The organism is Sorangium sp. So ce119, from assembly GCF_051524405.1.
GTDB classification, from domain to species: Bacteria; Myxococcota_A; Polyangia; order Polyangiales; family Polyangiaceae; genus Sorangium; species Sorangium cellulosum_G.
Genome location: NZ_CP150310.1, coordinates 305,570 through 329,609 on the forward strand (window position 1 = coordinate 305,570; position 24,040 = coordinate 329,609).

A 24,040-nucleotide genomic window follows, 5' to 3' on the forward strand; every position below is an offset into this window, starting at 1 on the left:
GCGAACGCGACGTCCATCGCGTCGATGCGGGCGGCGGGGATCACCGAGATCTCATGAGATGCGCCGTCCTCGGTGGCGGTGATCACGACCTTGCCGTCCCCGGTCGCGACGATGTCGGAAGGCGCGCCCCCCTCGGGCACCCGGAGCCCCACGCCCGAGCCGACCGCGGTGACGGCCGGGTGCTCGACGTTCTGTGGATAGAAGGGCTCGCCCAGCGCGTCGAGGGCCACCGCGGTGATCGGGAGAGGGCGGTTCGACTGGATGACGGTGCGCCCGCCGCACTCCGCGGGAGCTTCGAGCCGCCAGCGCGGCCGCTCGGCCCGGACGGTCATGAACCAGGTGACCGGGAGCTCACGGGTGTCGTCGTACGCGGAACAGAGGTCGAGGCCGCCGACCGGCACCGCGAGCACGCCGGACACCTCGAAGGACGACGTCCCCTCCTCGAGCACGTCGACGACGAGCGTCGTGGGCCCCGTCTGCGTCACGGTGATTGCCCCCTGGACGGCGCTGATCTCATCGATGGTGACGGCGGTTCCGAGCGGGTCGCAGCAGCAGCGCGGATCGATCACGGGATCGAGCGTCATGGTCACGGAGGCTGGATACTCGGGGCCGAACGCGAGCGCGGCCCCGCCCTCGACGACCACGCGCGTCGGCGTCGACCGGGCGCAGCAGATCGCAAGGACACGCCCGGAATGCAGCGGCGCAGGATTGCGACGCTGGCGGCGCCGACATGGCTCCTGTGCGTGAGTCCGCCGCTGCCGTCCCGGCGGTCGAGCGGCGTGGACGAAACAGGATGGATGCGGGCGGGGCGGGCAGCGGGGTGTGTTCGTCACCGGTTCTCCGAGGCGCCTGAAGGACCCGCCGGGTCGGGCGGGGTCTCCGTGGCAGCGGCGCGAGCCAGCTCGACATGGCGCAGGCAGGATTCCCGGTTCGCGCGGGCCATGGCTTCGGGCACGCGGAACAGGTCGATCCTTTGAGCGATGGGCATGCAGTAGGTGGTCGCGGTCCACAGCTTCGGGTCGTCGGCGCCGCGGAGCGGTTCGAGGTCGGACCACACCCGCACGACCTTGTCGTCGGAAGCGGTGACGATGCGCTTGCCATCGGGGCTGAACGCCGCGTCGTTGACCGGGGAGTCGAAGCCGCGGAGGACGAGGGGCTCCCCCGTCCCATCGGCATTCCACACGCGCGTCGTCTTGTCCTGGGACGCGGTGACGATGCGCTTGCCATCGGGGCTGAACGCGGCCGAGAGCACCCAGTGCTCGTGACCCCTTAGGATCAGAGGCTCGCCGGTGCCGTCTGCGTTCCAGACCCGCGCTGTACGGTCCCGTGACGTGGTGACGATGCGCTTGCCGTCGGGGCTGAACGCCGCCGAGGAGACCCAGCTCTGGTGACCCCGGAGGACCAGGGCCTCACCGGTGCCGTCTGCATTCCAGACCCGCGCTGTACGGTCCCGTGACGTGGTGACGATGCGCTTGCCGTCGGGGCTGAACGCCGCTGATTCGACCGCCTCCTCGTGCCCTAGAAGGACCAGCGGCTTGCTCGAGCCGTCGGCATTCCATACCCGCACGGTCCTGTCCCGGGACGCGGTGACGATGCGCTTGCCATCTGGACTGAAGGCCGCCGAAGTGAGCGCCTCCTCGTGGCCGCGGAGGACCAGAGGCCTGCCCTTGCCATCGGCGTTCCACACCCGCGCGGTCCTGTCGTCGGACGCGGTGACGATGCGCTCGCCATCGGGGCCGAACGCCGCGGAATGGACCTCATCCACGTGACCGCGGAGGACCAGTGCCTCACCCCTGCCATCCGCATTCCAAACCCGCGCGGTCCTGTCGAAGGACGCGGTGACGATGCGCTTGCCATCGGGGCTGAACGCCGCCGAGAAAACCATGTCCTTGTGACCGCGAAGGATCAGGGGCTCGCCCGTGCCATCGACATCCCATGTCCGGGCGGTCCTGTCGTAGGACGCGGTGACGATGCGCTTGCCATCGGGGCTGAACGCCGCCGAACACACGCCGTCTTCGTGACCACCAAGCACCATGGGCTCGCCGCTGCCGTCGGCATTCCAGACCCGCGCGGTTCGGTCCCAGGACGCAGTGACAATGCGCTTGCCATCGGGGCTGAACGCCGCTGAGTAGAGCCCGTCCTTGTGACCGCGAAGGATCAGGGGCTCGCCGCTGCCGTCGGCATTCCAGACCCGCGCGGTTCGGTCCCAGGACGCAGTGACAATGCGCTTGCCATCGGGGCTGAACGCCGCCGAGTAGAGCCCGTCCTTGTGACCGCGAAGGATCAGGGGCTCGCCGCTGCCGTCGGCGTTCCAGACCCTCGCGGTCCGGTCATAGGACGCGGTGACAATGCGCTTTCCATCGGGGCTGAACGCCGCCGAGTAGGGCACCTCCTCGTGGCCGCGAAGTACCACAGGCTCGCCGCTGCCGTCGGCGCTCCAGACGCGCAGGGTCCTGTCAAAGGACGTGGTGACGATGCGCTTGCCATCCGGGCTGAACGCCGCCCACCGGACCGCCTTCCGGTGGCCGCGGAGGACCACGGGCTCGCCCGTGCCGTCGGCGTTCCACACCCGAGCGGTCTTGTCGGACGATGCGGTGACGACGCGCTTGCCGTCGGGGCTGAAGGCCGCCGAACTGACCCGATCGCCGTGGCCGCGAAGGACCACGGGCTCGTCCGTGCCATCGGCGTTCCAGACCCGCGCAGTCGTGTCCGCGCACGCAGTGACGATGCGCTTGCCGTCGGGGCTATAGCCCGCCTGCATGACGAGATCCGGATGGCTGAGCACAGCGCGCGAAACACCGCTGGTCAGCGCCGACCGCGCCAGGGTGGCCCACCCTCGCGGCGGGTTGGGCGGCTCGACCTCGCGCACGATCGCCAGCACGGTCGTGGGATCGGCTTGCATCTCGCGGGCCGTGGCCATGCGGGTGGCGTTGCGCGCCTCCCGGGCCTCGGCCTGCGCGCGCGTCGCCTCCTCGTCGGCGCGCGTGGCTTGCTGATTGGCGCGCGTGGCCTGCTGGCTGGCGCGGATCGCCAGGCCTGACACGACGAGCGCGACCGCGCAGAGCGCGGCGATGACGCCCGCGGTGAGCCGCCGCCGCAGGCGCCGCGCTCGCTCGTGGAGGGCCACGACGGCCAGCATGTACCGCTCCTCGCGGTCGCCGAGCCCGACTCGAAAGGCGGCTCCCTGCTCGGCGCGCCGGCGCTCACGCCATTGCCGGGCGTCCTCCGCGGCGCGATCGCGCCAGAGCAGCCCCGCGGCCTCGCCGCTCGCCTCCCATTGCTGGGCCGCCGCCCGCAGCCGGGCCAGGAACTGCGCATCTCGCTCGCTCTCGGCGAGCCACTGCCCGAGCCTGGGCCACCTGTCGATCAACGACTCGTGGACCAGCTCCACCTTCGTGCGATCGCGCGCGCAGCCTGTCTCGTCGTCGCCCGCTTCGATGAGCAGGAGCCGCGCGCCGGCCAGGCGCTGGATCACCTGCGCGACCGCGTCGCCGGCGCTCCCTCCGCCGCCCTGCGCCGCTTCGCGGAGCTCGCCCAGGCTCACCACCGCGCGCGTGCGCTCGGGCGTGACAAGGCGCAGGAGCACGGCCCGGGCCAGCCGCTGCTCGCGCGAGGACATCGCCAGGAGCACCGCGTCCGCATGGGCGGAGAGGGCACCGGCGACGCCGCCGAGCTGCTCGTAGCTGTCTCGCGTCAGCAGCCGGCGCGCGCGATCGCGCCGCTCCCACAGCTTCGCTGCCGTGAATTGCAAGAGCGGCAGCGGGCTCCGCGTGCCCTCGAGCGCGCCCAGCATGTGCTCGACCATCTCGGCGGTCTCGAAGCGAACCCCGGCCGCCTCGAGCGGCGTCATCAAGGCTTCGCGCAGGCCAGCGCGCCCCATCGGCGGCAAGAACCAGAGCCCGCGGGTCACGTCGCTGATGAACGCGTGGTCCTCGGCCATGCGCTCGAGGAAGTCCGAGCGGACGGCGAGCAGGACGCGCAGGGGCGACGAGGCGTCGTCGGCCGCGCCCTCCAGACAGGAGATGAACACCGCCAGCTCCTCGGGGGCGCCGAGCGTATAGAGCTCCTCGAACTGGTCGACGAAGAGCAGGATACGGCGATCCGCCCCCTCACGCCGGCAGCGCGCGCGCAGCCGTGCGCCCAGGTATCCCGGCTGCGCGCGCAAGGTGGCGACCAGCACGTCGTGATCGGGGAGCTCGGGCGAGCCCGCCGTCGCGTCGCTCCGCGCCGTCGCCCCGCTCGCGCGCTCCGCCTCGGCGACCTGTGCGAGCACATCGGCGAGGGCAGACAGCGGCCGGCGCCCGGGCCGCAGGACGAACGCCTCCCAGCGGTCCCCGGACCCTTTCAAGGCGGGGAGCACGCCCGCGCGCACGAACGACGACTTGCCCGCCCCCGAGGGCCCGGCGATGACCAGGAGCTGCTCGCTGCGCAGCCGCGGCGCCACGGCGGCGATCTCGCGATCGCGGCCGAAGAAGCGCGCAGCGTCCGCCTCCTGGAAGGCGGACAGGCCGGGGAACGGGCTCTCGTCCTCGCCCAGCCGGAGTGTCCCGCGGCCAGGCACGAGCGCCTCGAGCTCGGCGAGGAGCTCCCTGGCCGAGCCGATGCGCTCTGCCTTGCGCTTCTTGAGGCAGCGATCGACGAGGGCGCCGAGCGCACCCAGCTCCGGATGCCGCTCGCTCACGCTGGGCATGGGGAGCTCGAGGTCCGCGATCTCCGAGAGCCGCGCGAGCGAGAACGGGCACAGCGGATGGTCGCCCGTGAGCAGCTCGTGCAGGAGGATGCCCGCGGCCCAGAGGTCGGTGCGACCATCGACGTCGCTGCCCAGCAGTTGCTCGGGCGCCATGTAGGCCGGCGTGCCGGTGAACGTGCTCCTCCGGCGCCGGCCGGCGCCTCCGGCGAGCGCCGCCCGCGCGCTCGCGCGCGACGGGACGATGCTCGGGTCGAGCCGCTTGGCGAGGCCGAAATCGAGCACCTTGATGCATCCGGCGTCGTCCAGGCGGACGTTCTCCGGCTTGAGATCGCGGTGCACGATCCCGAGATCGTGCGCGCACACGAGCGCGCGAACGACAGGGATCATGATCTCGATCACGACGCCGGCCGGCCTCGGGCCAGGCGGCGCAGGGGCGGCCGGCGACCCGGGCGCGCCGGGGCGCTCGCCCTGGGCCATCCATTCGCGCAGCGAGCGACCCTTGATGTACTCGAGCACGAGGTAGGGACATCCATCGATCTCGTCGATCTCGTGGATCACCACGATGTTCTCGTGCCTGCAGCGCGCCGTGGCCTGCGCCTCGTCCAGCGAGCGCTCGGCGTTCTGCCCGGCGTGGCCGGGGAGGAACTTGATCGCGACCAGGCGGCCGAGCGTCATGTCGCGCGCCAGGTACACGACCCCCATGCCGCCCTGGCCCAGCTTGCGGATGATCTCGTAATGCTTGATGACGTCGCCTGCCCTCGGGCGCACGTGGGCTGCAACGGGCTCCGCTGGCCTCTGCGCATCACCGGTCCGGGGAGGCGCCGCGCCGTGCGTTCGCCCGCCGGGGGTCGGGCTGGCAGAGACGTCCGGCAGCGTGAGCGTGAGCGGGACCTCCTCGCTGGAGATCTCGGGCGCGCCCGGTTCGTCAGGATGGGTCGCCGCGCCTCGCCCCGGGGCGGTCAGGTCGCCGCCCGCGGCCTCCTCTCTTCTCGTCCCTCCGGCGCCGATCGGGGCGTCCTTCAGGATCAGGTCCTCCCTGCGGAGCCCCTCGACCGAGCAAGCGTCGAGCTCGCACAGCAGGCCCTCGGCCGTGACGTCCCGCGCCGCGAAGTCCTCGGTCGTCGCCGACCGCAAGACAGCGCCGAGCGGGTGATCGAGGAGCGCGCGAGGGATCCGGACGGGCTCACCGCCCTCCGGAGGGAGAGCGTCTCCGTCCGGGGACATCCCGCAGCCGAGCCGGCTTCCCGTGAGGCACTCGAGGAACACGAGGCCCCAGGCGTACAGGTCCGAGCGCGCGGTGGGCGGGAATCCCCGGCGCTGCTCGGGCGCCGCGTAGGCCTGCGAGCCGACGATCCCGGTGCCGGAGACGTGCGTGCCGCCCTCGCCGACGTGCGCTCCCGAGGCGGCGACCAAGCCGAAGCCGAAGCCGAACAGCATCGCGCTCCGCTCTGCCCCCGAGGGCACGACCATCACGTGGGCGGGCCTGACGTCCCCGTGGACCATGCCCTGTCGATGCGCGCAGGCGAGCGCGTCGAGGACCTGCCTCATCAGGCGCCGCGCCTCCCGGGGATCGAGCGCGCCCTGCGCCGACAGCAGCTCGGCCAGGCTCTGCCCGGGGACGCGCTCGAAGATCGCATAGAGCTGCCCCTCGTCCGTCTGCCCCGCGTCGATCAGCCGGGCGATGCAGGGGTGGCCGAGCCGCGCGTAGCGGCGCATCTCCCGCAGGAAGTGGGCGCGGCGGCGTCGCGCGACGTCCGCGGAGATCCCTTCCGACAAGAGGCGCACGACCTCGAGGACGACCGGCTGCCCGCCCTCGAGCTGCCGCCCGTGATAGACCGCAGCGAGGGCGGTCTCCTCGGGCGAAGAGAGGATCTCGTAGCGGCCCTGGAACACCGTCCTTGGAGCGAGGGTCTCCTGTTTCGTCATGGCCCCTCCGGTCGCAGCCGGCTCGCGCGGCAGCTTCCGCCGGAACGCCCGCATCACGGCTCGACGCCGTCCACCCGGCGATCCCGTCGGTCGAGCCCGCCCCGCGCCTGCGGGAGGGCTCGACGAGGTGGCCGGCCCGGCGCTCGGGCAGCCAGCCTCGCTGCCTCATTGGTTCATCTGTAGAGCGATCTCCGCGCCTCGTCCGGTGTCGGCGCGCCTGCTACGCGCCGTGTGACGGACGAGCATGGCGGCACGGCCAGCCCGACGAGCGCACGTGAGCAGAGAGCGCCTCGAACGAACCCGGTCGCGCGCGGCGGCGCGTGGGGCCCGTCAGGCCTCGTGGCGTCAGTGACGGCTCGACCAGGCGTGCTCGGCACGCCCGGCCCGGTGCCGTGTCGCGCTTGCTGGCCGCGCTGTTCGCCTCAGGGACGGCGCGCGCTGGGGCGCTCCGGTCGCTGCGAACGTGCTGCTGTCTTCTCCAGACCAGCGCGCACCTGATAGGCATCAATCCATGCTTATCTGGCTTCGTCGGTTGATGCTCGGTGCCGCGCTCGTCGTTTCGTTCGGATGCGGCGGAGTGAACGGCAGCGGACCCGCAGGGGACGGCGGCGGCGGAGCGCTCGGCCAGAACGAGTGTCGCGTCGGTGAGGATTGCAACAACAACACGTGCAACCGGGTCAGCGACGCCGCGTGTTATGAGCTGCAGAGAGAGGTCCACTGCGGATCCGACGAGGACTGCGCCGGCATGGACGGCGCCGGAGGCGGCGGGGGAGCGGGAGGCGGCGGCGCCGGCGCGCCGTTCATCTGCGAGCTGCAGCACTTCTCCTGCCCGCCGCCTCTCCAGGTGTCGCACGCCTGCGTCCGCGGCTGCGAGACGGACGCCGACTGCCCCTCGACGCTGGCGTGCGCGCCGGATCATCGGTGCCGAGCGACGTCGTGCGCTGCCGACGCCGACTGCCCGAAGAACCACGTGTGCGATACCGTCGGCGGCGCGTGCGCCCGCACGGCGTGCTCGAACGACGCCGATTGCGACGGCTTCTGCGTGCTCGGGACATGCGAGGAGAAGCCGGGGATCTGCTTCCTGTACTGACCCGCCTCGACGCGACGCCGAGCTTCCCACCGTAGGCGGCCGCTCTTCATGCCGGGACGCGAGGGGCGCCCGGGCCGTGTGCGCTGCGGCGCGCGCGGCGCTGTCGCGGCGCATCGGGGCCTCGCGCTCATGGAAGCGGCGCCCGCGCGCGGTCGGGCGTATGCTCGCGCGCACGCGAGGAGCAAGAGAGCGATGGCGAAGCCGGACAAGCAGAGCGGGCGCCAGTACACCGAGGCCGAGGTGCGGGCCATCCTGGAGCGCGCCCTCCGGGACGCGCAGACGCGTGAGGTCGGCCACGACGAGCTGGTCGCGGCGGCCGAGGAGATCGGCATCTCGCGGGCCGCGATCGAGGGCGCGTCGCGCGACATCGAGCTGGTCCGGGGCGAGGAGGACGCGCGCGCGGCGATCGTCGCGCGCCGGCGCAAGGGCTTCCGGTCGCACCTGTTCTCGTTCGTCGTGGTGAACGCGTTCCTCTTCGCGATCAACGCGCTCACGCCCGGGCCGTGGTGGTTCTTCTGGCCGCTGCTCGGGTGGGGGCTGGGGCTCGCCTTCCACGCACACGCCGCGCTCTCCAGCGACGTGCCCCCGCGGCGGCTCCGGCGGGAGATCGAGCGCAGCGCCGAGCGGGCGCGTCGGGAGGAGCTCCGGCGGCTCAAGGAGCAGCGCAGGGCCGAGAGCATCGAGCGCAAGCAGCGCCTCGAGCGGAGCGCCGAGGACTTCGGGCACGCCGTCGAGGAGGGCGTGGCGACGGTGCTCTCGCGGATCGCGCAGGAGATCCGCGGCAGCGTCCCGCCGGGGCCGGCGCCGGCAGAAGACGAGGCGCGCAGGCAGCGGATCGCGCCGCCCGACGCGGACGACGCCGAGTCCGAGGCGCTCGGCGAGGACGAGGCGGAGCGCGCGGGGCGGCGAGCCCGCGGCCGGCGCTGACGGCGTCGACGGCGCCACACCCATCTCGACGGGCCTGCGGGGCGAGAGCTCGGCGATCGCCTGGCTCACGCGCAACTCGTGCGTGAGCCGGGTCTGGCGTCATGGGCTTCTTCTACGATCCTGCGCGCGAGCCGTTCCCGCCCCACCTTGTGGCGGCTCGCCTCACCCTGGCCGCGCCGGGGAGCATCACGGACCTGACAGGACGTGCATGAGACCGCTCCGGAGCGGCTCGGATCGCATGATCCGAAGCAGACGAGGGCTTCGGTGAGGCGTGGACACCAAGGTGCAATTCGTCGCTCAAAACGTTGTCGAGGGCGATCGCTTGGGATGCCACTGGCGCACGATACGCCCGGCTTCGGTGCGCACGGGCACGCGAGCTGCTTACCGTTTCTGTGCCCCGGCCGTCACGGGGCCCGCGAGGGACGTCGACCATGCGCGACGAACCTCCGTGTTGCTTTTCCAACACAGCAAGGAGACGGCCAATGTCCAAGCATGTTCTTTGTGCGTCGCTCTCGTTCCTCCTCGCCGGCTGCGTGGCCGACGTGGGAGATGTCGAGCCGATCGACGCGACGAGCGATCGTTTGCAGACATGGTACTCGGGCGGGGGAGGCCTGTCCCGCAGCGTGTACGCAGGCTCGGTCAACCCGGAGGCGACGCCGGTGGTGCGCACGACGCGCAAGTCGCAGTTCGGTGGCTGCGCGAACTCGGAGGCGCCCATGGATCGCGTGCCTGCGTGGTCCGTGAGCGCCGACGTCTGCGCCGGGCTCGGCGCGCAGGTGAAGGTGGTGAACGGCGAGGTCCAGGGCTGTATCACCGCCAGCTCCGCAGAGCCGCTCGCGGTGTTCAGGTGGACCTACACCGGGTTCGACACGGAGCTGAACTACAACGTGCTCGAGTACAGCGGTGGCAACCTGGTCGGCGAATCCGGGTGGATGCCGCCGACCCTGTCGAACGGATGTCCGCGCTGGTGATCAGGGCGCGCTCTTGACAGGCCCTCCAGATCACCGCTGCTCCCGGAAGCTGCGCGGGCCTCGTCGACGCGGCGCTGGAGCGAGGATCTCCTGGTTCATCACAGCCCTCAGGTCGCCGCCGCCTCACACGGCAGCTTCGGTCGATCGCGCCGGCGCGGTGCGGGCAGCGGCGTCCGCCTGCCATGTCGTCGCCGGCTTGCTCGTCGGTCACGCGGCCCTCGCCGACGTGCCGAGGGACGATGCGCCGGAAGCCGGCCCGCCCGGCGCGGAGCGCCCTTCCACGGTCGACGCCGCGACGCTGATCCGCCTCGGGGATGGCTTTCGGGACACGGGCCGGCGGGCGCTGGCGAAGGAGGCGTATCGCTCTGCCTACCTGGTCGGCCGGGATCCCAGGTTCCGCTGCGAGTGGGGCCTGGCCGAGCTCGCCCTGGCCGCGCACCGCGACGCGGCCACGCAGCTCGATGCGTGCCTGAAGGACCCGCGCGCCGGTACGGCCCAGCAGCGCCGCCGCTACACGAACGGCCTCGAGCAGGCGCGCCGCGAGGTCGGCCAGCTCGACATCGAGGTCAGCCAGCCGGGCCCCCAATCCGTACGGCTTCGGGCTCGGCGGGTGGGGGGCGTCCGTCGCGCGGGGCTGCATGAACGGGAGCGTCGGAGACAAACGGGGCCGGCGCGCGGCGCGGAGGGCGCCTCATGCCGGCGGGCTACGCCGGGGTGGACGGCGCCGATGGCGGGGCGGGGCGGCCGGGGCAGGGAGGCGGCGGGGGCGGCGGCTCCCTGGCGGGTCTGATGTTCTGCGGGCCGGGCAGCAAGGACGGCGGCGCGGGCGGGGGCTCGGGAGGCTCGGGCGGCTGCGGTGGACGCGGCGGCAGGGCCGGCGGCCACGGCGGCGCGAGCATCGGGCTGATCAGCGTGAACGCCGAGGTGAGCGTGCGCGCGTCGGCGATCACGACGGGGCGGGGCGGGGACGGCGGGATCGGGGGGTTCTTCCAGATCGGCGGCGCGCCTGGGCCGGCGTGGATCGGAGGGCGAGGGGGCGGGGGATCGCCGTTCGGGTGCTCGGGCGGGGACGGCGGCAAGGGCGGGAACGGAGGGCACGGGGGCGGCGGGCTCGGGGGGCCGTCGATCGGGGTGGCGTACCTGGGCGGGGAGGTCGCGACATGGCGGAGCGGCCTCGCGAGGGGGGCAGGTCGGTCTGAAACCGAGCCGGGCGGCTTCGGAGGGGGGGCAGGTCGGTCTGAAACCGAGCCGGGCGGCCTCGGAGGGGGGGCGGGGAGGTCGCGACCTGGCGGAGCGGCCTCGGAGGGGTGGTGCCCTAGTTTGGCTTCCGCTGCCCTAGTTTGACCCCGGACCTTCGATGAGCGGCTAAGTTCGGCCGGAAGTAGTGCAGCCCGCGTCGGCGCCAACCGACCGGGCTGCGTGGCCGAACCCCGACAGAACCGAGGTCCGACATGCTGACCGTAGTCCGTTCGCCTTCGGGCGAGCAAGAAGGCGAACGTGCGCCCAAGCGCCGCCGCCGGCCCGCCTCCTGTAACTCACTCACACCTACCCAGCGCAAGCGCCTCCGGGCGGCGCTGAAGAACCTGCGAACCGCGTACGGTTCGTGGTCCTGCCTCGCTGAGGTCATGGGCGTCTCCGTCGCGTGCCTCGAAGGCATCGCCCGCGGGCGCGACCACGGCTCGCCCGGGACCGCGCAGCGCGCCGCCAAGGCAGCCGGCATCACCGTGGAGCAGCTGCTCGGCGGGCTCGCTGCCGCAGACCGCTGCCCAACCTGCGGGAGGAGCGGATGAAGCCCCGGCGGAAGGGGGCCGGACGCCCGCCTGCCGCTCGACATCCCAGGAAGAAGCCGACGATGGAGGCGATCCTCGCGGAGCGCGGGATCGTCTTGGCGACGCTCGCCGGCATCCCGAAGCGCGACCGCCGCGACGTGGAGGCCGAGGTGTTGCTCAACGCGTGGAACGCCGTCCGCCGCGGGATGTACCGGCCCGACCCGAAGGACAAGCCGCGCGACGCGCTCCGGAAGTGGCTCCACGGGATCGCGTGGCGCCTCGCCTCGCACTACGTGCACAGCGCGTACGTGCGCCGCGCCGTGCTCCATCCGTCGCCGCTCGGCCTGCTCCGTGAGCCCGTCGGTATCGACATGCACGCCCAGATCGAGGCGCGCGAGGTGCTGGACGCGATGGCCAGCCTGCCGGGCTGGCAACTGGAGGCGCTGCTCTCCGTCGACGACCCGGAGTCGCTCGTCGCGTACGCCAAGCGGCGCCGCATGAACCCGTCAACCGCGGCGTCCAGGCTCAGGATCGCTCGGGAAGCGCTGGCGCTGAAGCTCCGGAGGTGGCGACGGTAAGCGACGGAGCCGAGAAAGCGACGTCCCAGAACGCTCTTGGCAAGAGATTATGCGCCACTCGCGCGGTCATCCGACCGTATAAACGACTGGGTGCGCTGGCACGATTAGACGCCGGCGTACTTGCGCCAATCCTTAGATGCCGACGCCAAGAATAGGCTCCACTCGTCGTCTTTTGCGTGGAGTCTCACATAATCGCGGATATCCTGCCCGGCGACCCTGACGCACTCGGCCGCGCCGGATTCTTTCAATTCGTACAGTCTTCCAACAAAGGCGCGAAGTGCTGCGGCATCAGAGAACCGCAGCACTCTATGCGCTGTTCTTATATGATGAAAGGGTGCGCTCGTTTCATCTGTGTAGTACTGCTCTCCAGTGCTACGCACATCAATCCCGGCCTTCCGTCCGGGCGGACTTATTGGGGCTGCGGCGGCGTGCTCCGCAAGCGTCTGCGCAACAGCCTCGTGGTGCACTTCGTACAACGACGGCTCAAGGTCCGGACGACCGTGCTTGTCTTCAAACTCGGCATCGTATAGACTCTGCGCGTCCGGGGCCGTGTCCGCGGTATTGAAGCGGTAGAACACCCTGAAGAGCAGCACTTGCTATCAACCCAGGTCGAGCGCATCCATCGCCGCTTCGCGCACACCACGATGCACCTTGCTGTCATGCGCGACTTGCGCAAGTATGCGCTTGGCTTCATCAGTGCCGTTCGCCGCAAGGCCTTGCACGGCCCCCTCTTGCACCATCGGCTGTGTATCATCGAGCAGGCTGCGCAAGATACGAAGCGCGAACGCGCTGTCTTTGATTCGACCCGCAGCGCGCGCAGCTCTGGCCCTCATGCCGGTGCTTATTGTCCGAGAGTGAAGGTACTCGATTAGCTCTTGAGGGTTATGCTCGGCGAGGTGTACAAACATTGCCTCGCACGGCTTTGACCACGTTACGCGGGCGATTTTTCTCTGTGGACCGTGGACACCCGTATCGCATTCGCTTGCTTTGAGCGCAGCTGTGGTGTCGACACTAAGTTCATCGGAGTTGATCATGACAACGCTCCACAAAGGAGCGGCATGAGGCGAATGTGCTGTGGTAGTCGAAAATCTGGCAGCGGTGCTTCCTGCCGATCCGTGACCATACCGACACACAATCGTATCGAGCCCATCCGAACGCAGCGCGTGTGAGCCCATCCCATCGATAGCCCGCGTGTGGGTGCTCATGTCGACTCCATCGATACGCCGTAAAGTGCAGACACAATCTCGATCGACTTTGCCCTGCACTGAAGAAATGTGTTGCCAACAAGAATGTCGGTCGCACGCTTCGCCCCAGCGACGTCCCAGTGATGATTGACGTCGACACGGACCGGTTCGCCTGGTGCAAGCGACAGTGACAACACAATCAAGTGGTCCCTGTCGTTGACTCTGCGAGTCACCGAGTTTGACGCCGTACGCAAGCCGAGATGTTGCAGCGGACGATCGTCTGTGCTCAGTAGCGTGTTTAGCTCGTCAGATGGCTCATCAACATCGAATCCGAAGTTGAAACCGAGACCCTTAACGGGGGTCTCGGACAGGCGATCCAGCACTTCCTTTGCAACTTTCTCTGCCCTAACAAAGGCGTCATCTTCCGCCACGTTAGGCACGACATTTACGTGTGTCGCAGTTGCGGCGAAGATGCACGTTTCCGTTGTGTACAGATATGTGAGGCCGTGGAGCCCGCTTTGCACGATTTCTGTCTGCAGGTTCTCGCCGACAAACAAGCGGGACGCCACCCACTGTGGTACAAAGATTGCCTGATTCCACGTCCCTGCCAGGACGATTGGGCAACGGTGCGGGTCAAGCTTCAATGCGGGCCTCGCGCGCTTCCTAGGGCAAAAGCTAACAGTCGCAAGCCTCCGGAGATGCTGCGACTGAAGATGGGACAGCGAGAGCGTGCACACCATGAAGCGCGCACAAACTGTCGTAACCGTACGCTCGCGTGGGGGAAGCGCAAGCGGAAAAGCTGAACCGACCAACTGAACAAGTTCAGCAGCTCAACCGCCGCAGTCGATGTTGTTCGCCTTGAACGTAGGCGCTGTCAACGCCCGAGGACTGTGCGTCGGCTCGCCAGGATGTTCCGAGCTTGGAGAGCGACGCTACCGATATTTGTAAGGTAGATCGCTGAACAAGCTTGGTCGCGCCATCCGCCCGAGCTGCAGCGCGGCGGCCATTATTCCACCAATAGTGGAATTTTAGTTAAAATAACTAAGTAAATCAAGAAGAGTGGCTGGCGTGCGCGTTTCGCCGGTTACTCGGGCTCGCCGAACAAGCTCAACTGCACCATCCTGCGCGGCCCCGGCGCTGGCGGTGGCTGTGACGGCGGCGGAGGCTCCGGTTCCGCCGGAGCCGCTGCGGACGCCACAGGCGGCGGCTGCGGAGCGGAGGGCACGGACGGAGCGGAGCCGCCCGGGAGCGCCCGAAGCCAACCGCGGCCCGCGGGCAACGCTCGGGCGGTGCCCTCCGGCTTCGGGATGGCGAGCGGCTGCGGCTCCGGCTTCTCGCCCGCGGGCTCGGCCAGCGCGGCGACCATGAGCTCCTCCAGGCTCCACACGTGGTCCGTGACGCCAGCAGCCATCGCCGGGGTGACCCTCATGTTCCTCGGGATGTGGCACAGGTTCACGTTGACGTAGTGCAAGGCGACGGCGGCGCGGTGCCGCGTGAGCTTCTTGCTGAACGCGAGCGTGCGGCGCCGGAGCCGCGCGTTCCACTGGCGCGCCGTGAGGTTGCTCCGTTCGATGGCGAAATTGGTCGCCTTCGCAGGGTCCGGCGTCCCGAACACGGCGCGCTTCTGGATGAAGTCCACGCCGCGCTCGACCGCGAACTTCTCCGATGTGCCGGGCTTCCCAGGGCGCGCGCTGAAGTTCTTGACGGTCTGCATGTACGGCACGGCGCGCCCGAAGTTCGCGGCGATCGGCTGCGCGTACAGCCCGAGCCCGTCGGTGGTGATCTGCGGCATGACCGTGAGCCGCGCGCGCACGTCTTCGACGAGAGCATCGGCGCTCTCCTGGTCGCGCTTCCCGACGTGCCACGCGATGATGAGCTTGCTGGTGCGGCAGATCGCGGCCCAGGTCCACTGCTCCCCCACGCTCGCCGCGTCATCCTTCGCGGCGTCCACCTTGTTTTGGCGCTTCCGACACCACCCGTGCATCTCGTCGAGGTCTACGAGCGGGGATGTCAGATCACGCACCAGCCGGTCATGGAGCCGCGCGCAGCCCTCGCCGACGGCCTGCCCGAAGCGGCCGATGGTGTCCTGATGGACGCCGGTCATGCGCGACGCGGCGCGGATGCTGGTGCCGTTCACGAGCGCGGCGAGCACCTCTAGCCGCCGCTCCGCCGGGAGCACGTTCGCCATGGGCTTGCACCTCTCCGGACGCGTGCCCATGATCGCAGCGCGACGTGCGACGGGTGGGCCACCATCCGGCGTTCCGCAGCCCCGCTTCGGGTACCAGCCGAGGCGGGGCGCTTTGCCTGTCCCACCAAGGTAGCACCGAAAGCCTATGTTTCCCGGCCTTTCGGCTCCGTTGGGACAGTGCATGTCATAGCCAACGTGCGCGTTTACAGCCTGTTTGACGGCGTTTCTGCGCGGTAGGTTGCGAGAGCTGTCGAGACGCGTGGAGCCCGTGGTAGCGTCGCAGGATGCGCGTGCGGCTCATCCTGGAGAACGGCGGCCACGCCATGTCGAAGGTCGTGGAGCTCCCGCGGGTGCCCGCCATCGGCTCGACGATCCGGGTTGACCGCGAGCGGCGCGTGGTGCTCCTGAAGACCGACGCGGGACGCAGCGAGGTCGACGTCTACCTGCGCGAGGACGCCGACGACCTGATGAGGCAGGTGTTCCCAGAGGCGCACCTTGCCCACGTCGAGCTCATGAAGCGCGACGGGTGGGACGTGGAGGACGAGGAGGAGCTACGCGCGTGGCTCACGCGCCGCATCAGCCAGCAGGACGACGAGGACGAGGACGGTCCGGTCGAGCTGCACTGAGAGATCGCTTACAAAGTGAATAAGTGCTGCGGCCTGGGTTAGGGTCGGCTCATGAAGAAGAAACCGCGACCGATCCCGGTTCCAGGTTCAATGGTGCTGTACCCGAAGAAGCGGCCCCGGAAGCGACGGCTCTACATGGTCAAGGCTCTACTTGGCGACTGGAGCTTCCTCTTCGAGAACGGCGAATGCCGCATGGACAGGCGGCGGTGGAGGTGGGTCAAGGTTCAGCACCTACGGGTGATCATGTACCCGACCGATGACGGTTGTGTTGACCTGTCAAGCGGTCGACAGGACGTCTGCCCTAATTAGGGCACCACCCTCGGAGGGGGGCGCGGGGAGGTCGCGACCTGGCGGAGCGGCCTCGGAGGGGGGCGCGGGGAGGTCGCGACCTGGCGGAGCGGCCTCGGAGGGGGGCGCGGGGAGGTCGCGACCTGGCGGAGCGGCCTCGCGAGGGGGCGCGGGGAGGTCGCGACCTGGCGGAGCGGCCTCGCGAGGGGCGCGGGGAGGTCGCGCGCGATCCCTGGCGAACGGAGCGCCGTCGTACCGAGCACCGTCGTCATAAGGCCCGCGCATCCTGGCCGTGGAAGCGGGTCCCCCCGAGAGCGGCGCAGGCGCCGGTGGATTGCGCTCCCGCTGCTCACGTGTCCACGGCTGTCGTTTGTCGGGCCTGGCAGACCGCGGTCACGCAGGTCCACCCGCACAGCATGACGCCGGCGGCCCAACGCCTACCCGCTCGCCCGCGGTTCGCCCAGTCACGCGAAGCGCGGCTGGACGAACCGTCGGGTGCAGCGGGTCGTTGGGCCGCTGCGGCTCCACGAGGAACGTCGTATGTGCCAGATCACGGTGCGGGAGCTTGATGCGGACGGTAGTAACGCGCCGTGTTGAGCCGCACGAAGGACCGCGATGCGCGAAACTTCTGCAATGCACGCGCCGTCACGTGAACCAAGGCGCCGAGTGCATCAGTGCCCTCGCCCCACAGCACGGGACTGGCCAACTTCAGGGATGCACCGAGGTTTGGGCGCGCGAGCGTGTACCGGTTGAGAACGCAGATGATGTCAACACCGGGCGCCCCCATGTACCTCGCCGCCGTTCCGAGGGCGTTCACGACCTCGGCCTTCGCTACGCCGTACGTCGTTCCGATATCGCCGAGGCGGCGGCCCGACCCGACGCTCGCGGAGGAGCATGTTCGACACCCACGTGCGCCGATGGGACCTCATCCCCGACGGCGAGCCGATCGTCACCAGGAGCGGACGCCTGCTGCCGGTCCGGCGCGCGGGCGAGCCTGCCATGCTCAAGCTGGCCCTGCACGAGGAGGAGCGCCTCGGCGGCGCGCTGATGGAATGGTGGGGCGGCGACGGCGCCGCCCGCGTGCTGGCCCGCGAGGGCGAAGCCATCCTCCTGGAGCGCGCGGAGGGGGCGAGATCCCTGGCCGGCATGTCCCGGAGCGGAGAGGACGACGAGGCGTGCCATGTCCTGTGCGCCGTGGCGGCTCGGCTGCATGCGCCACGGGCCCTGCCGCTTCCGGAGCTGGTCCCGCTCACGCGCTGGTTCCGGGCGCTCGAGCCCGCCGCGGCGGCTCACGGCGGCATCCTGGTCCGCTGCCTCGAGACGGCCCGCGCCCTGCTCGCGGAGCCTCGCGAGGTCGTCGTGCTTCACGGCGATCTGCACCACGGCAATGTGCTGGACTTCGGCGACCGCGGCTGGCTCGCGATCGACCCCAAGGGGCTCATCGGCGAGCGCAGCTTCGACTTTGCCAACCTCTTCACCAACCCGGACCTGGCCGATCCCAGCCGGCCTGTCGCGACGGAGCCCGGCCGCTTCTCCCGACGGCTGGAGATCGTGGTCGCTGCGGCCGGCCTCGACCGGACGCGCCTGCTGCGCTGGATCCTCGCGTGGACTGGCCTCTCGGCGGCCTGGTTCCTGGAGGACGGCGACTCACCCGCCATCGACCTGCACGTCGCGGCGCTGGCGGCTGCGGAGCTGGACCGATGACGCCGGATGCCCCGGTCGCGCGCGGGCTCGCTGGATCGGCGTGCCAGAGCGTCGCGGAATCGAGGTCGCCGTCGTCGCGCGCCTCGCCGGGGTCGAGCGCGCCGCCACCCTTCAGCTCACCGCTGCTCCCGGGACGCTGCGCGGGCCTCCTGGACGCCGCGCCGGCAGGCCTCCAGGTTGTTCCAGGCGGTGGCTTCGGACACGCCAAACAGCTCCCTCCTCTGCTCGACGGACATGCAGTAGGTGGTCGCGGTCCACAGCTTCGCGTCGCCGACGCCCCGGAGCGGCTCGAGATCGGTCCACACCCGCACGATCTTGTCGTCGGACGCCGTGACGATGCGCCTGCCATCCGCGCTGAACGCCGCCGAGTTCACCGCGGCGTCGGAGGCCCGGAGGACCACGGGCTCGCCCGTGCCATCCGCATTCCAGACCCGCGTCGTCATGTCCCGGGACGCGGTGACGACGCGCTCGCCATCCGGGCTGAACGCCGCGGAAGACACCCCGTCCTCGTGACCGCGAAGGACGATGGGCTCGCCGGAGCCGTCGGCGTTCCACACGCGCGCGGTCCTGTCCCAGGACGCGGTGACGACGCGCTTGCCGTCGTGGCTGAACGCCGCTGACGTGACCCAGATCGCATGATCGCGAAGGACGATGGGCTCGCCGGAGCCGTCGGCGTTCCAGACCCGCGCGGTCCTGTCCCCTGACGCGGTGACGATGCGCTTGCCATCCAGGCTGAACGCCGCGGAAGACACCCCGTCCTCGTGACCGAGAAGGACGATGGGCTCGCCGGAGCCGTCGGCGTTCCAGACCCGCGCAGTCCCGTCCCCGGACGCGGTGACGATGCGCTTGCCATCCAGGCTGAACGCCGCGGAATGCACTGCATCCCTGTGACCGCGAAGTGTGATGGGCTTGCCCGTCCCGGTGGCGCTCCAGACCCGCGCCGTCCCGTCATGGGACGCGGTGACGATGCGCTTGCCGTCGGGGCTGAACGCCGCCGAACAGACCGAATTCCCGTGGCCGCGAAGGAAGGTGGGCTTGCCGGAGCCGTCGGCGTTCCAGACCCGCGCAGTCCGGTCGTGGGACCCGGTGACGATGCGCTCGCCGTCGGGGCTGAACGCCGCCGAACAGACCCGATCCTCGTGGCCGCGGAGGATCCTGAACTCGTTCGCGCTGTCGACGCTCCAGACCCGCGCGGTCCGGTCGTAGGACCCGGTGACGACGTGCTTGCCATCGGGGCTGAACGCCGCCGAGGTGACCCAGATCTCATGACCGCGAAGGACGATGGGCTTGCCCGTTCCGTCGGCGTTCCAGACCCGCGCGGTCCTGTCCTGGGACGCCGTGACGATGCGCTGGCCATCCGGGCTGAACGCCGCCGAGTAGAGCTCTCCCCTGTGACCGCGAAGTGTGATGGGCTTGCCCGTGCCGCTGGCGTTCCAGACCCGCGCGGTCCTGTCCTCGGACGCGGTGACGATGCGCTGGCCATCGGGGCTGAAGGCCGCTGAATAGAGCCTGGCCTTGTGGCCTCGAAGGAGCAGGGGCCTGCCCGAGCCATCGGCGTTCCAGACGCGCGCGATCCCGTCGCTGGACGCGGTGACGATGCGCCTCCCGTCACGGCTGAACGCCGCCGAGTAGATCACGCCTTCATTCCTCTCGAGGAGCATGGGCTTGCCAGTGCCATCGGCGTTCCAGACCCGCACCGTCCCGTCACGGGACGCGGAGACGACGCGCTTGCCGTCGGGGCCGAAGGCCGCCGAGGTGACGGCACCCTTGTGATGGCGGAGCTCCACGGCCTGGCCCGTGCCGTCCGCGTTCCAGACGCGCACGGTCTGGTCGTTGGACGCGGTGACGATGCGCTTGCCGTCAGGGCTGAACGCCGCCGAGGAGACATAATCCTGGTGACCGCGAAGCTCCACCGGCTCGCCGGAGCCGTCGGCGTTCCACACCCGCACGACCTTGTCCGCGCAGGCAGTGACGATGCGCGTCCCGTCACGGTCATGGCTCGCATACAGGACGAGATCCGGATGGCTGAGAACCGCGCGCGCAACGAAGCTGTGCAGCGCTTTCCGCGCGAGGTCGTCCCACCCGCGCGGTACGTCGGGCGGCTCGAGCTCGCGCAAGATCGCCAGCACCGTCGTGGGCTCGGATTGCAGCTTGCGCGCCGCGACCATGCGGGTCGCGTTGCGCGCCTGCCGGGCTTCGTCCTTCGCGCGCGCCGCTTGCTGATTGGCGCGCGCTGCTTCCTGATTGGCGCGTGTCGCTTCCTGATTGGCGCGCGCCTTCTCCTGATGGGCCTTCATCGCGAGCAGCAGCACGACGGCCGCGACCGCGCCGATCGCGACGAGCACGGCCGTCCCGAACCGCTGGCGCAGGCGCAGGCGCCGCGCGCGCTCGGCGAGCGCCGCGACGGCCCGGAGATAGCGCTCCTCGCGCTTGCCCAGCTCGACGCGCGAGGCGGCGCCCTGCTCGGCGCGGCGGCGCTCGTACCACGCCCTCGCCTCCTCCGCGGTGCGGTCGCGCCAGAGCAGCCCCTCGTCCTCGCCGCTCGCCGCCCACTGCTGCGCGGCGACGCGGAGCCGGGCCACGAGCAGCGCGTCGCGCTCGCTCTCGGCGAGCCACTGCCCGAGCTTCGGCCACCGCTCGATCAGGGACTCGTGGACGAGCTCCACGGTCGGGCCGCCGCGCTCGCCGGCGCGCTCGCCGCCGGCCTCGCCGCCCGCGCCGAGGAGCAGGAGCCGCGCGCCGGCCAGGTGCTGGACCACCTGCGCGATCGCCTCGGCGCCGTCGCCCTCGCCGCCCGGCGCGAGCTCCTGGAGCTCGTCCAGGCTCACCACCGCGCGCGTGCGCTCGGGCGTGACGAGGCGCAGGAGCACCGCCCGGACCAGCCGCTGCTCGCGCGGCGGGAGCGCGGAGAGCACCGCGTCCGCGTGGGCCGACAGGGCGCCGGCGACGCCGCCGAGCTGCTCGTAGCTGGCCTGCGTGAGCAGCCGGCGCGCGCGATCCCGCGCGTCCCAGAGCTTGCCGGCCGTGAATTGCAGGAGCGGCAGGGGGCTCCGCGTGCTCTCGAGCGTGCCCAGCATGTGCTCGACCATCTCCGCCGCCTCGAAGCGGTAGCCGGCGGCCCCGAGCGGCCGCGTCAGGGCCTCGCGCAGGTCGTCGCGGCCCATCGGCGGCAAGAACCAGAGCCCGCGGGTCACGCCGATCATGAAGTCGCGGTGCTCGGCGAGGCGATCGAGGAAGTCGGAGCGGACGGCGAGCAGGACGCGCAGGGGCGACGAGGCGTCGTCGGCCACGCCCTCCAGGCAGGCGATGAACGCCGCGCGCTCCTCGGGGGCGGCGCCGAGCGTGTACAGCTCCTCGAGCTGGTCGACGAAGAGCAGGGCGCGGCGCCTCGGCCCGTCGCGGCGGCAGCGCGCGCGCAGCCGCGCCCCGAGGCAGCCCGGCTGGGTGCGCAAGGTGGTGACCAGCCCGTCGTGACCGGCGGGCTCGGGCGAGCTCGCCGCCGCGCCCTCCGACGCCCTCGCGGGCGGCGCCTCGGCGACCTGCGCGAGCACGTCGGCGAGCGCGCACAGCGGGCGGCGCCCGGGCCGCAGGACGAAGGACTCCCAGCGGTCGTTGGAGCGCTTCAAGGCCGGGATGATCCCCGCGCGCCCGAGCGACGACTTGCCCGCCCCGGAGGGGCCGGCGATGACGAGGAGCTGCTGGCTGCGCAGCCTCACCGCGATGGCGGTGATGTCGCGGTCGCGGCCGAAGAAGCGCGCGGCGTCCGCCTCCTGGAACGAGAACAGGCCGGCGAAGGGGCTCTCGCCCTCGCTCAGGTCGAGCGACCTCCGATCGGGCAGGAGCGCCTCGAGCTCGGCGAGGAGCTCGCTGGCCGAGCCGACGCGCGCGGCCTTGCGCTTCTCGAGGCAGCGATCGACGAGGGCGCCGAGCGCGCCCAGCTCCGGGCGCCGCGCGCACAGGCTGGGCATCGGGACGTCGAGGTCCGCGACCTCCGAGAGGCGCGCGCGCGAGAACGGATCGAGCGGGTGCGCCCCCGTGAGCAGCTCGTGCAGGATGATGCCCACGGCCCAGAGGTCGGTGCGGCCGTCCATGTCGCCGCCCAGCAATTGCTCGGGCGCCATGTAGTGAGGCGTGCCGGCGATCGCGCTCTTGCGGTGCTGGTCGGCGTCCCCGGCGAGCGCCGCCCCGGCGCCCGTGATCGCCGAGGCCAGGCCCGCGTCGATGCGCTTGGCGAGGCCGAAATCGAGCACCTTGATGCGTCCGGCGTCGTCCAGGCGGATGTTCTCCGGCTTGAGATCGCGGTGCACGATCCCGGCCTCGTGCGCGCAGAGCAGCGCGCGGACCACCGGGATCATGAGCTCGATGGCGTGGCGGGGCGACATCGAGCCGGGCGGCGCGGCGAGGGGCGGCCACCCGGACGCGCCGGGGCGCTCGCGCTGGGTCATCCACTCGCGCAGCGAGCGACCCTTGATGTACTCGAGCACGAGGTAGGGACATCCATGGATCTCGTCGACCTCGTGGATGACGACGATGTTCTCGTGCCTGCAGCGCGCCGTGGCCCGCGCCTCGTCGAGGAAGCGCTCGATCCTGCGGCCGGTGTAGCTGAGGAGGAACTTGATCGCGACGAGGCGGCCGAGCTTCGTGTCGCGCGCCAGGTACACGATGCCCATGCCGCCCTGGCCCAGCTTGCGGATGATCTCGTAATCGTTGACGAAATCGCCGAATTCGAGGAGCGTGACGTCCCTCGCGGGCGCCGCGTCCGCCTCGTCCCCGGGGGGCGCGGCGCGCTCGGTGTGCTCCCCCGGCGTCGCCGCTGGCCCGGCCGCGGGCGGGTCCGGCATCATGAGGTCTTCCCGGCGGAGCCCGTCGAGCGCGCAGGCGTCGAGCTCGCGGAGGAGGTCGTCGGCCGTGGCGGTCCGCGCCGCGACGTCCTCGAGCGTGGCCTGTCGCAGGAGGGCGCCGAGCGGGTGGGCGACGAGCGCGGGAGGGAGCCGCGCCGGCTCGAGGCCGGCGCCCGGGAGAGCGGACGCGCCGGTCGGCTCGCCGCGGCCTGCGCGGCGGCCGGTGAGGCACTCGAGGAAGACGAGGCCCCAGGCGTACAGGTCCGAGCGCGCGGTCGGCGAGAACCCCCGGCGCAGCTCGGGCGCCGCGTAGGCTTGCGAGCCCACGATCTCGCGGCCGGAGAGGGGCGCTTCCTCCTGCTCGGCCCGCGCGGCCGCGGCGTCGGCGCCGAAGCCGAAGCCGAGCACCAGGGCGCCCGAGGGCGTGACCAGCACCTGGGCCGGCCTGAGGTCGCCGTGGACGATGCCGTGCCGGTGCGCGAAGCCGAGGGCGTCGAGGACCTGCCGGAGGAGGAGCCGCGCCGCCGGGGGCTCGAGCGCGCCGCGGGCCGACAGCAGCTCGGCCAGGCTCTGGCCGGGCACGCGCGCGAAGACGGCGAAGACCTGCCCCTCGTCGGCCTGCCCGGCCTCGATGGGCCGGACGATGCAGGGGTGGTCGAGCCGCGCGCAGCGGCGCATCTCCTGCAGGAACCGCTGCAGGGACCGCGCCCGGCGCCGTCGCGTCGGGTCCGCGGGGGCCTCGTCCCTGGAGAGGCGCAGGAGCTTGAGGACGATCGGCTGCCCGCTCGCGAGCAGCCGCCCCTCGTAGACGACAGCGCGCCTGCTCTCCCGGAGCAAGGACAGGATTTCGTAACGACCCTGGAACACCGTCCTCGGAGCGAGGATCCCCTGGTTCATCGCGGCCCTTCCGAACGCTGCCTCCCGCGCGGCAGCCTCGGGCGCGAGGCCGCGCACCGCCAGATGGGAGCGGCGATCTTCGCTGCTGCTGAGATCGCCTTGCGCTCGCGCCGGCGGAGGCTCGGACAGCGCGCCTCGCTCCCCCTTGCGCGTTTCTAGGGAGCACCTCACCTCATCGTTCGTCCGGCTCCGGAGCCCTTCAGCGCGCCGCGTAGGAGGGAGGCATGTTTGAAACGAGCATGGCGGCCGGGACGGCCTGACGATCTCGTGCACGCAGCGGGCGCGCTGGATCGAACCGAGCGAGCAATGCGGAGCATGACTCGTGTCTGGCCTTACGTCGTCAGCGCGGCAGGACCAGGCA

At 71.0% G+C, this 24,040-nt stretch carries 15 protein-coding genes; 9 read left to right on the plus strand and 6 right to left on the minus strand.

Translation table 11 applies throughout. The features are described 5' to 3' along the window. Positions 1-829 precede the first annotated feature (829 nt). A complete protein-coding gene (locus tag WME76_RS01255; protein WP_437958400.1) occupies positions 830-6,616 on the minus strand; it encodes an nSTAND1 domain-containing NTPase in 5,787 nt (1,928 codons plus the stop codon). 577 nt (positions 6,617-7,193) lie between these two features. On the opposite strand from WME76_RS01255, the gene WME76_RS01260 reads away from it, so the two are divergent. The 6 genes from WME76_RS01260 (at position 7,194) to WME76_RS01285 (ending at position 11,951) form a co-directional block, all read left to right on the plus strand. Further along, complete coding sequence (locus WME76_RS01260; protein ID WP_437958401.1) at positions 7,194-7,706, plus strand: hypothetical protein; 513 nt, start codon at positions 7,194-7,196, stop codon at positions 7,704-7,706. A 192-nt stretch (positions 7,707-7,898) separates the two neighbouring features. Beyond that, positions 7,899-8,633, plus strand: a complete 735-nt coding sequence (locus tag WME76_RS01265) for a 2TM domain-containing protein (RefSeq protein WP_437958402.1) — start codon at positions 7,899-7,901, stop codon at positions 8,631-8,633. Positions 8,634-9,115: 482 nt separating this feature from the next. Next, positions 9,116-9,604 carry a hypothetical protein gene (locus tag WME76_RS01270; RefSeq protein ID WP_437958403.1) on the plus strand — a complete coding sequence of 163 codons (489 nt, stop codon included), beginning with the start codon at positions 9,116-9,118 and terminating at the stop codon, positions 9,602-9,604. 157 nt (positions 9,605-9,761) lie between these two features. Then, positions 9,762-10,394, plus strand: coding sequence for a hypothetical protein (locus WME76_RS01275; RefSeq protein ID WP_437958404.1), 633 nt, complete (start codon positions 9,762-9,764; stop codon positions 10,392-10,394). A 661-nt stretch (positions 10,395-11,055) separates the two neighbouring features. Beyond that, the gene (locus WME76_RS01280; protein ID WP_437958405.1) at positions 11,056-11,394 is read left to right on the plus strand and encodes a transcriptional regulator; all 339 of its coding nucleotides are present in this window, start codon (positions 11,056-11,058) and stop codon (positions 11,392-11,394) included. Further along, positions 11,391-11,951, plus strand: coding sequence for a sigma-70 family RNA polymerase sigma factor (locus WME76_RS01285; protein WP_437958406.1), 561 nt, complete (start codon positions 11,391-11,393; stop codon positions 11,949-11,951). The genes WME76_RS01280 and WME76_RS01285 overlap by 4 nt, the downstream gene beginning before the upstream one ends. A gap of 104 nt (positions 11,952-12,055) precedes the next feature. Here the strand turns inward: WME76_RS01285 and WME76_RS01290 are convergent, their stop codons facing one another. The 4 genes from WME76_RS01290 to WME76_RS01305 form a co-directional block, all read right to left on the minus strand. After that, complete coding sequence (locus WME76_RS01290) at positions 12,056-12,544, minus strand: hypothetical protein (RefSeq protein WP_437958407.1); 489 nt, start codon at positions 12,542-12,544, stop codon at positions 12,056-12,058. A gap of 6 nt (positions 12,545-12,550) precedes the next feature. Further along, positions 12,551-12,985, minus strand: coding sequence for a HEAT repeat domain-containing protein (locus WME76_RS01295; protein WP_437958408.1), 435 nt, complete (start codon positions 12,983-12,985; stop codon positions 12,551-12,553). Positions 12,986-13,152: 167 nt separating this feature from the next. Next, positions 13,153-13,692 (minus strand): hypothetical protein, encoded by a 540-nt coding sequence (locus tag WME76_RS01300; protein ID WP_437958409.1) that lies wholly within the window; start codon positions 13,690-13,692, stop codon positions 13,153-13,155. A 527-nt stretch (positions 13,693-14,219) separates the two neighbouring features. Further along, the gene (locus WME76_RS01305) at positions 14,220-15,323 is read right to left on the minus strand and encodes an IS1 family transposase (protein ID WP_437958410.1); all 1,104 of its coding nucleotides are present in this window, start codon (positions 15,321-15,323) and stop codon (positions 14,220-14,222) included. A 284-nt stretch (positions 15,324-15,607) separates the two neighbouring features. On the opposite strand from WME76_RS01305, the gene WME76_RS01310 reads away from it, so the two are divergent. The 3 genes from WME76_RS01310 to WME76_RS01320 all read left to right on the plus strand — a co-directional run bounded on the left by WME76_RS01310 (position 15,608) and on the right by WME76_RS01320 (position 17,941). Continuing rightward, complete coding sequence (locus tag WME76_RS01310) at positions 15,608-15,949, plus strand: hypothetical protein (protein WP_437958411.1); 342 nt, start codon at positions 15,608-15,610, stop codon at positions 15,947-15,949. 51 nt (positions 15,950-16,000) lie between these two features. Then, positions 16,001-16,258 (plus strand): hypothetical protein, encoded by a 258-nt coding sequence (locus tag WME76_RS01315; protein ID WP_437958412.1) that lies wholly within the window; start codon positions 16,001-16,003, stop codon positions 16,256-16,258. A gap of 873 nt (positions 16,259-17,131) precedes the next feature. Beyond that, a complete protein-coding gene (locus tag WME76_RS01320; RefSeq protein ID WP_437958413.1) occupies positions 17,132-17,941 on the plus strand; it encodes an aminoglycoside phosphotransferase family protein in 810 nt (269 codons plus the stop codon). 116 nt (positions 17,942-18,057) lie between these two features. On the opposite strand, the gene WME76_RS01325 is transcribed toward WME76_RS01320, so the two are convergent. Next, entirely contained in the window at positions 18,058-23,679 is a 5,622-nt protein-coding gene (locus WME76_RS01325; RefSeq protein ID WP_437958414.1) for an nSTAND1 domain-containing NTPase, read from the minus strand. Positions 23,680-24,040: the final 361 nt, after the last annotated feature.

What these genes read in the sequence shown, in the direction of transcription:
- WME76_RS01255 (WP_437958400.1), bottom strand. Translation starts at nt 6,616, where the DNA reads ATGACGAAACAGGAGACCCTCGCTCCAAGGACGGTGTTCCAGGGCCGC.
- WME76_RS01265 (WP_437958402.1), top strand. Translation starts at nt 7,899, where the DNA reads ATGGCGAAGCCGGACAAGCAGAGCGGGCGCCAGTACACCGAGGCCGAG.
- WME76_RS01270 (WP_437958403.1), top strand. Translation starts at nt 9,116, where the DNA reads ATGTCCAAGCATGTTCTTTGTGCGTCGCTCTCGTTCCTCCTCGCCGGC.
- WME76_RS01280 (WP_437958405.1), top strand. Translation starts at nt 11,056, where the DNA reads ATGCTGACCGTAGTCCGTTCGCCTTCGGGCGAGCAAGAAGGCGAACGT.
- WME76_RS01285 (WP_437958406.1), top strand. Translation starts at nt 11,391, where the DNA reads ATGAAGCCCCGGCGGAAGGGGGCCGGACGCCCGCCTGCCGCTCGACAT.
- WME76_RS01295 (WP_437958408.1), bottom strand. Translation starts at nt 12,985, where the DNA reads ATGATCAACTCCGATGAACTTAGTGTCGACACCACAGCTGCGCTCAAA.
- WME76_RS01305 (WP_437958410.1), bottom strand. Translation starts at nt 15,323, where the DNA reads ATGGCGAACGTGCTCCCGGCGGAGCGGCGGCTAGAGGTGCTCGCCGCG.
- WME76_RS01310 (WP_437958411.1), top strand. Translation starts at nt 15,608, where the DNA reads ATGCGCGTGCGGCTCATCCTGGAGAACGGCGGCCACGCCATGTCGAAG.
- WME76_RS01315 (WP_437958412.1), top strand. Translation starts at nt 16,001, where the DNA reads ATGAAGAAGAAACCGCGACCGATCCCGGTTCCAGGTTCAATGGTGCTG.
- WME76_RS01320 (WP_437958413.1), top strand. Translation starts at nt 17,132, where the DNA reads ATGTTCGACACCCACGTGCGCCGATGGGACCTCATCCCCGACGGCGAG.
- WME76_RS01325 (WP_437958414.1), bottom strand. Translation starts at nt 23,679, where the DNA reads ATGAACCAGGGGATCCTCGCTCCGAGGACGGTGTTCCAGGGTCGTTAC.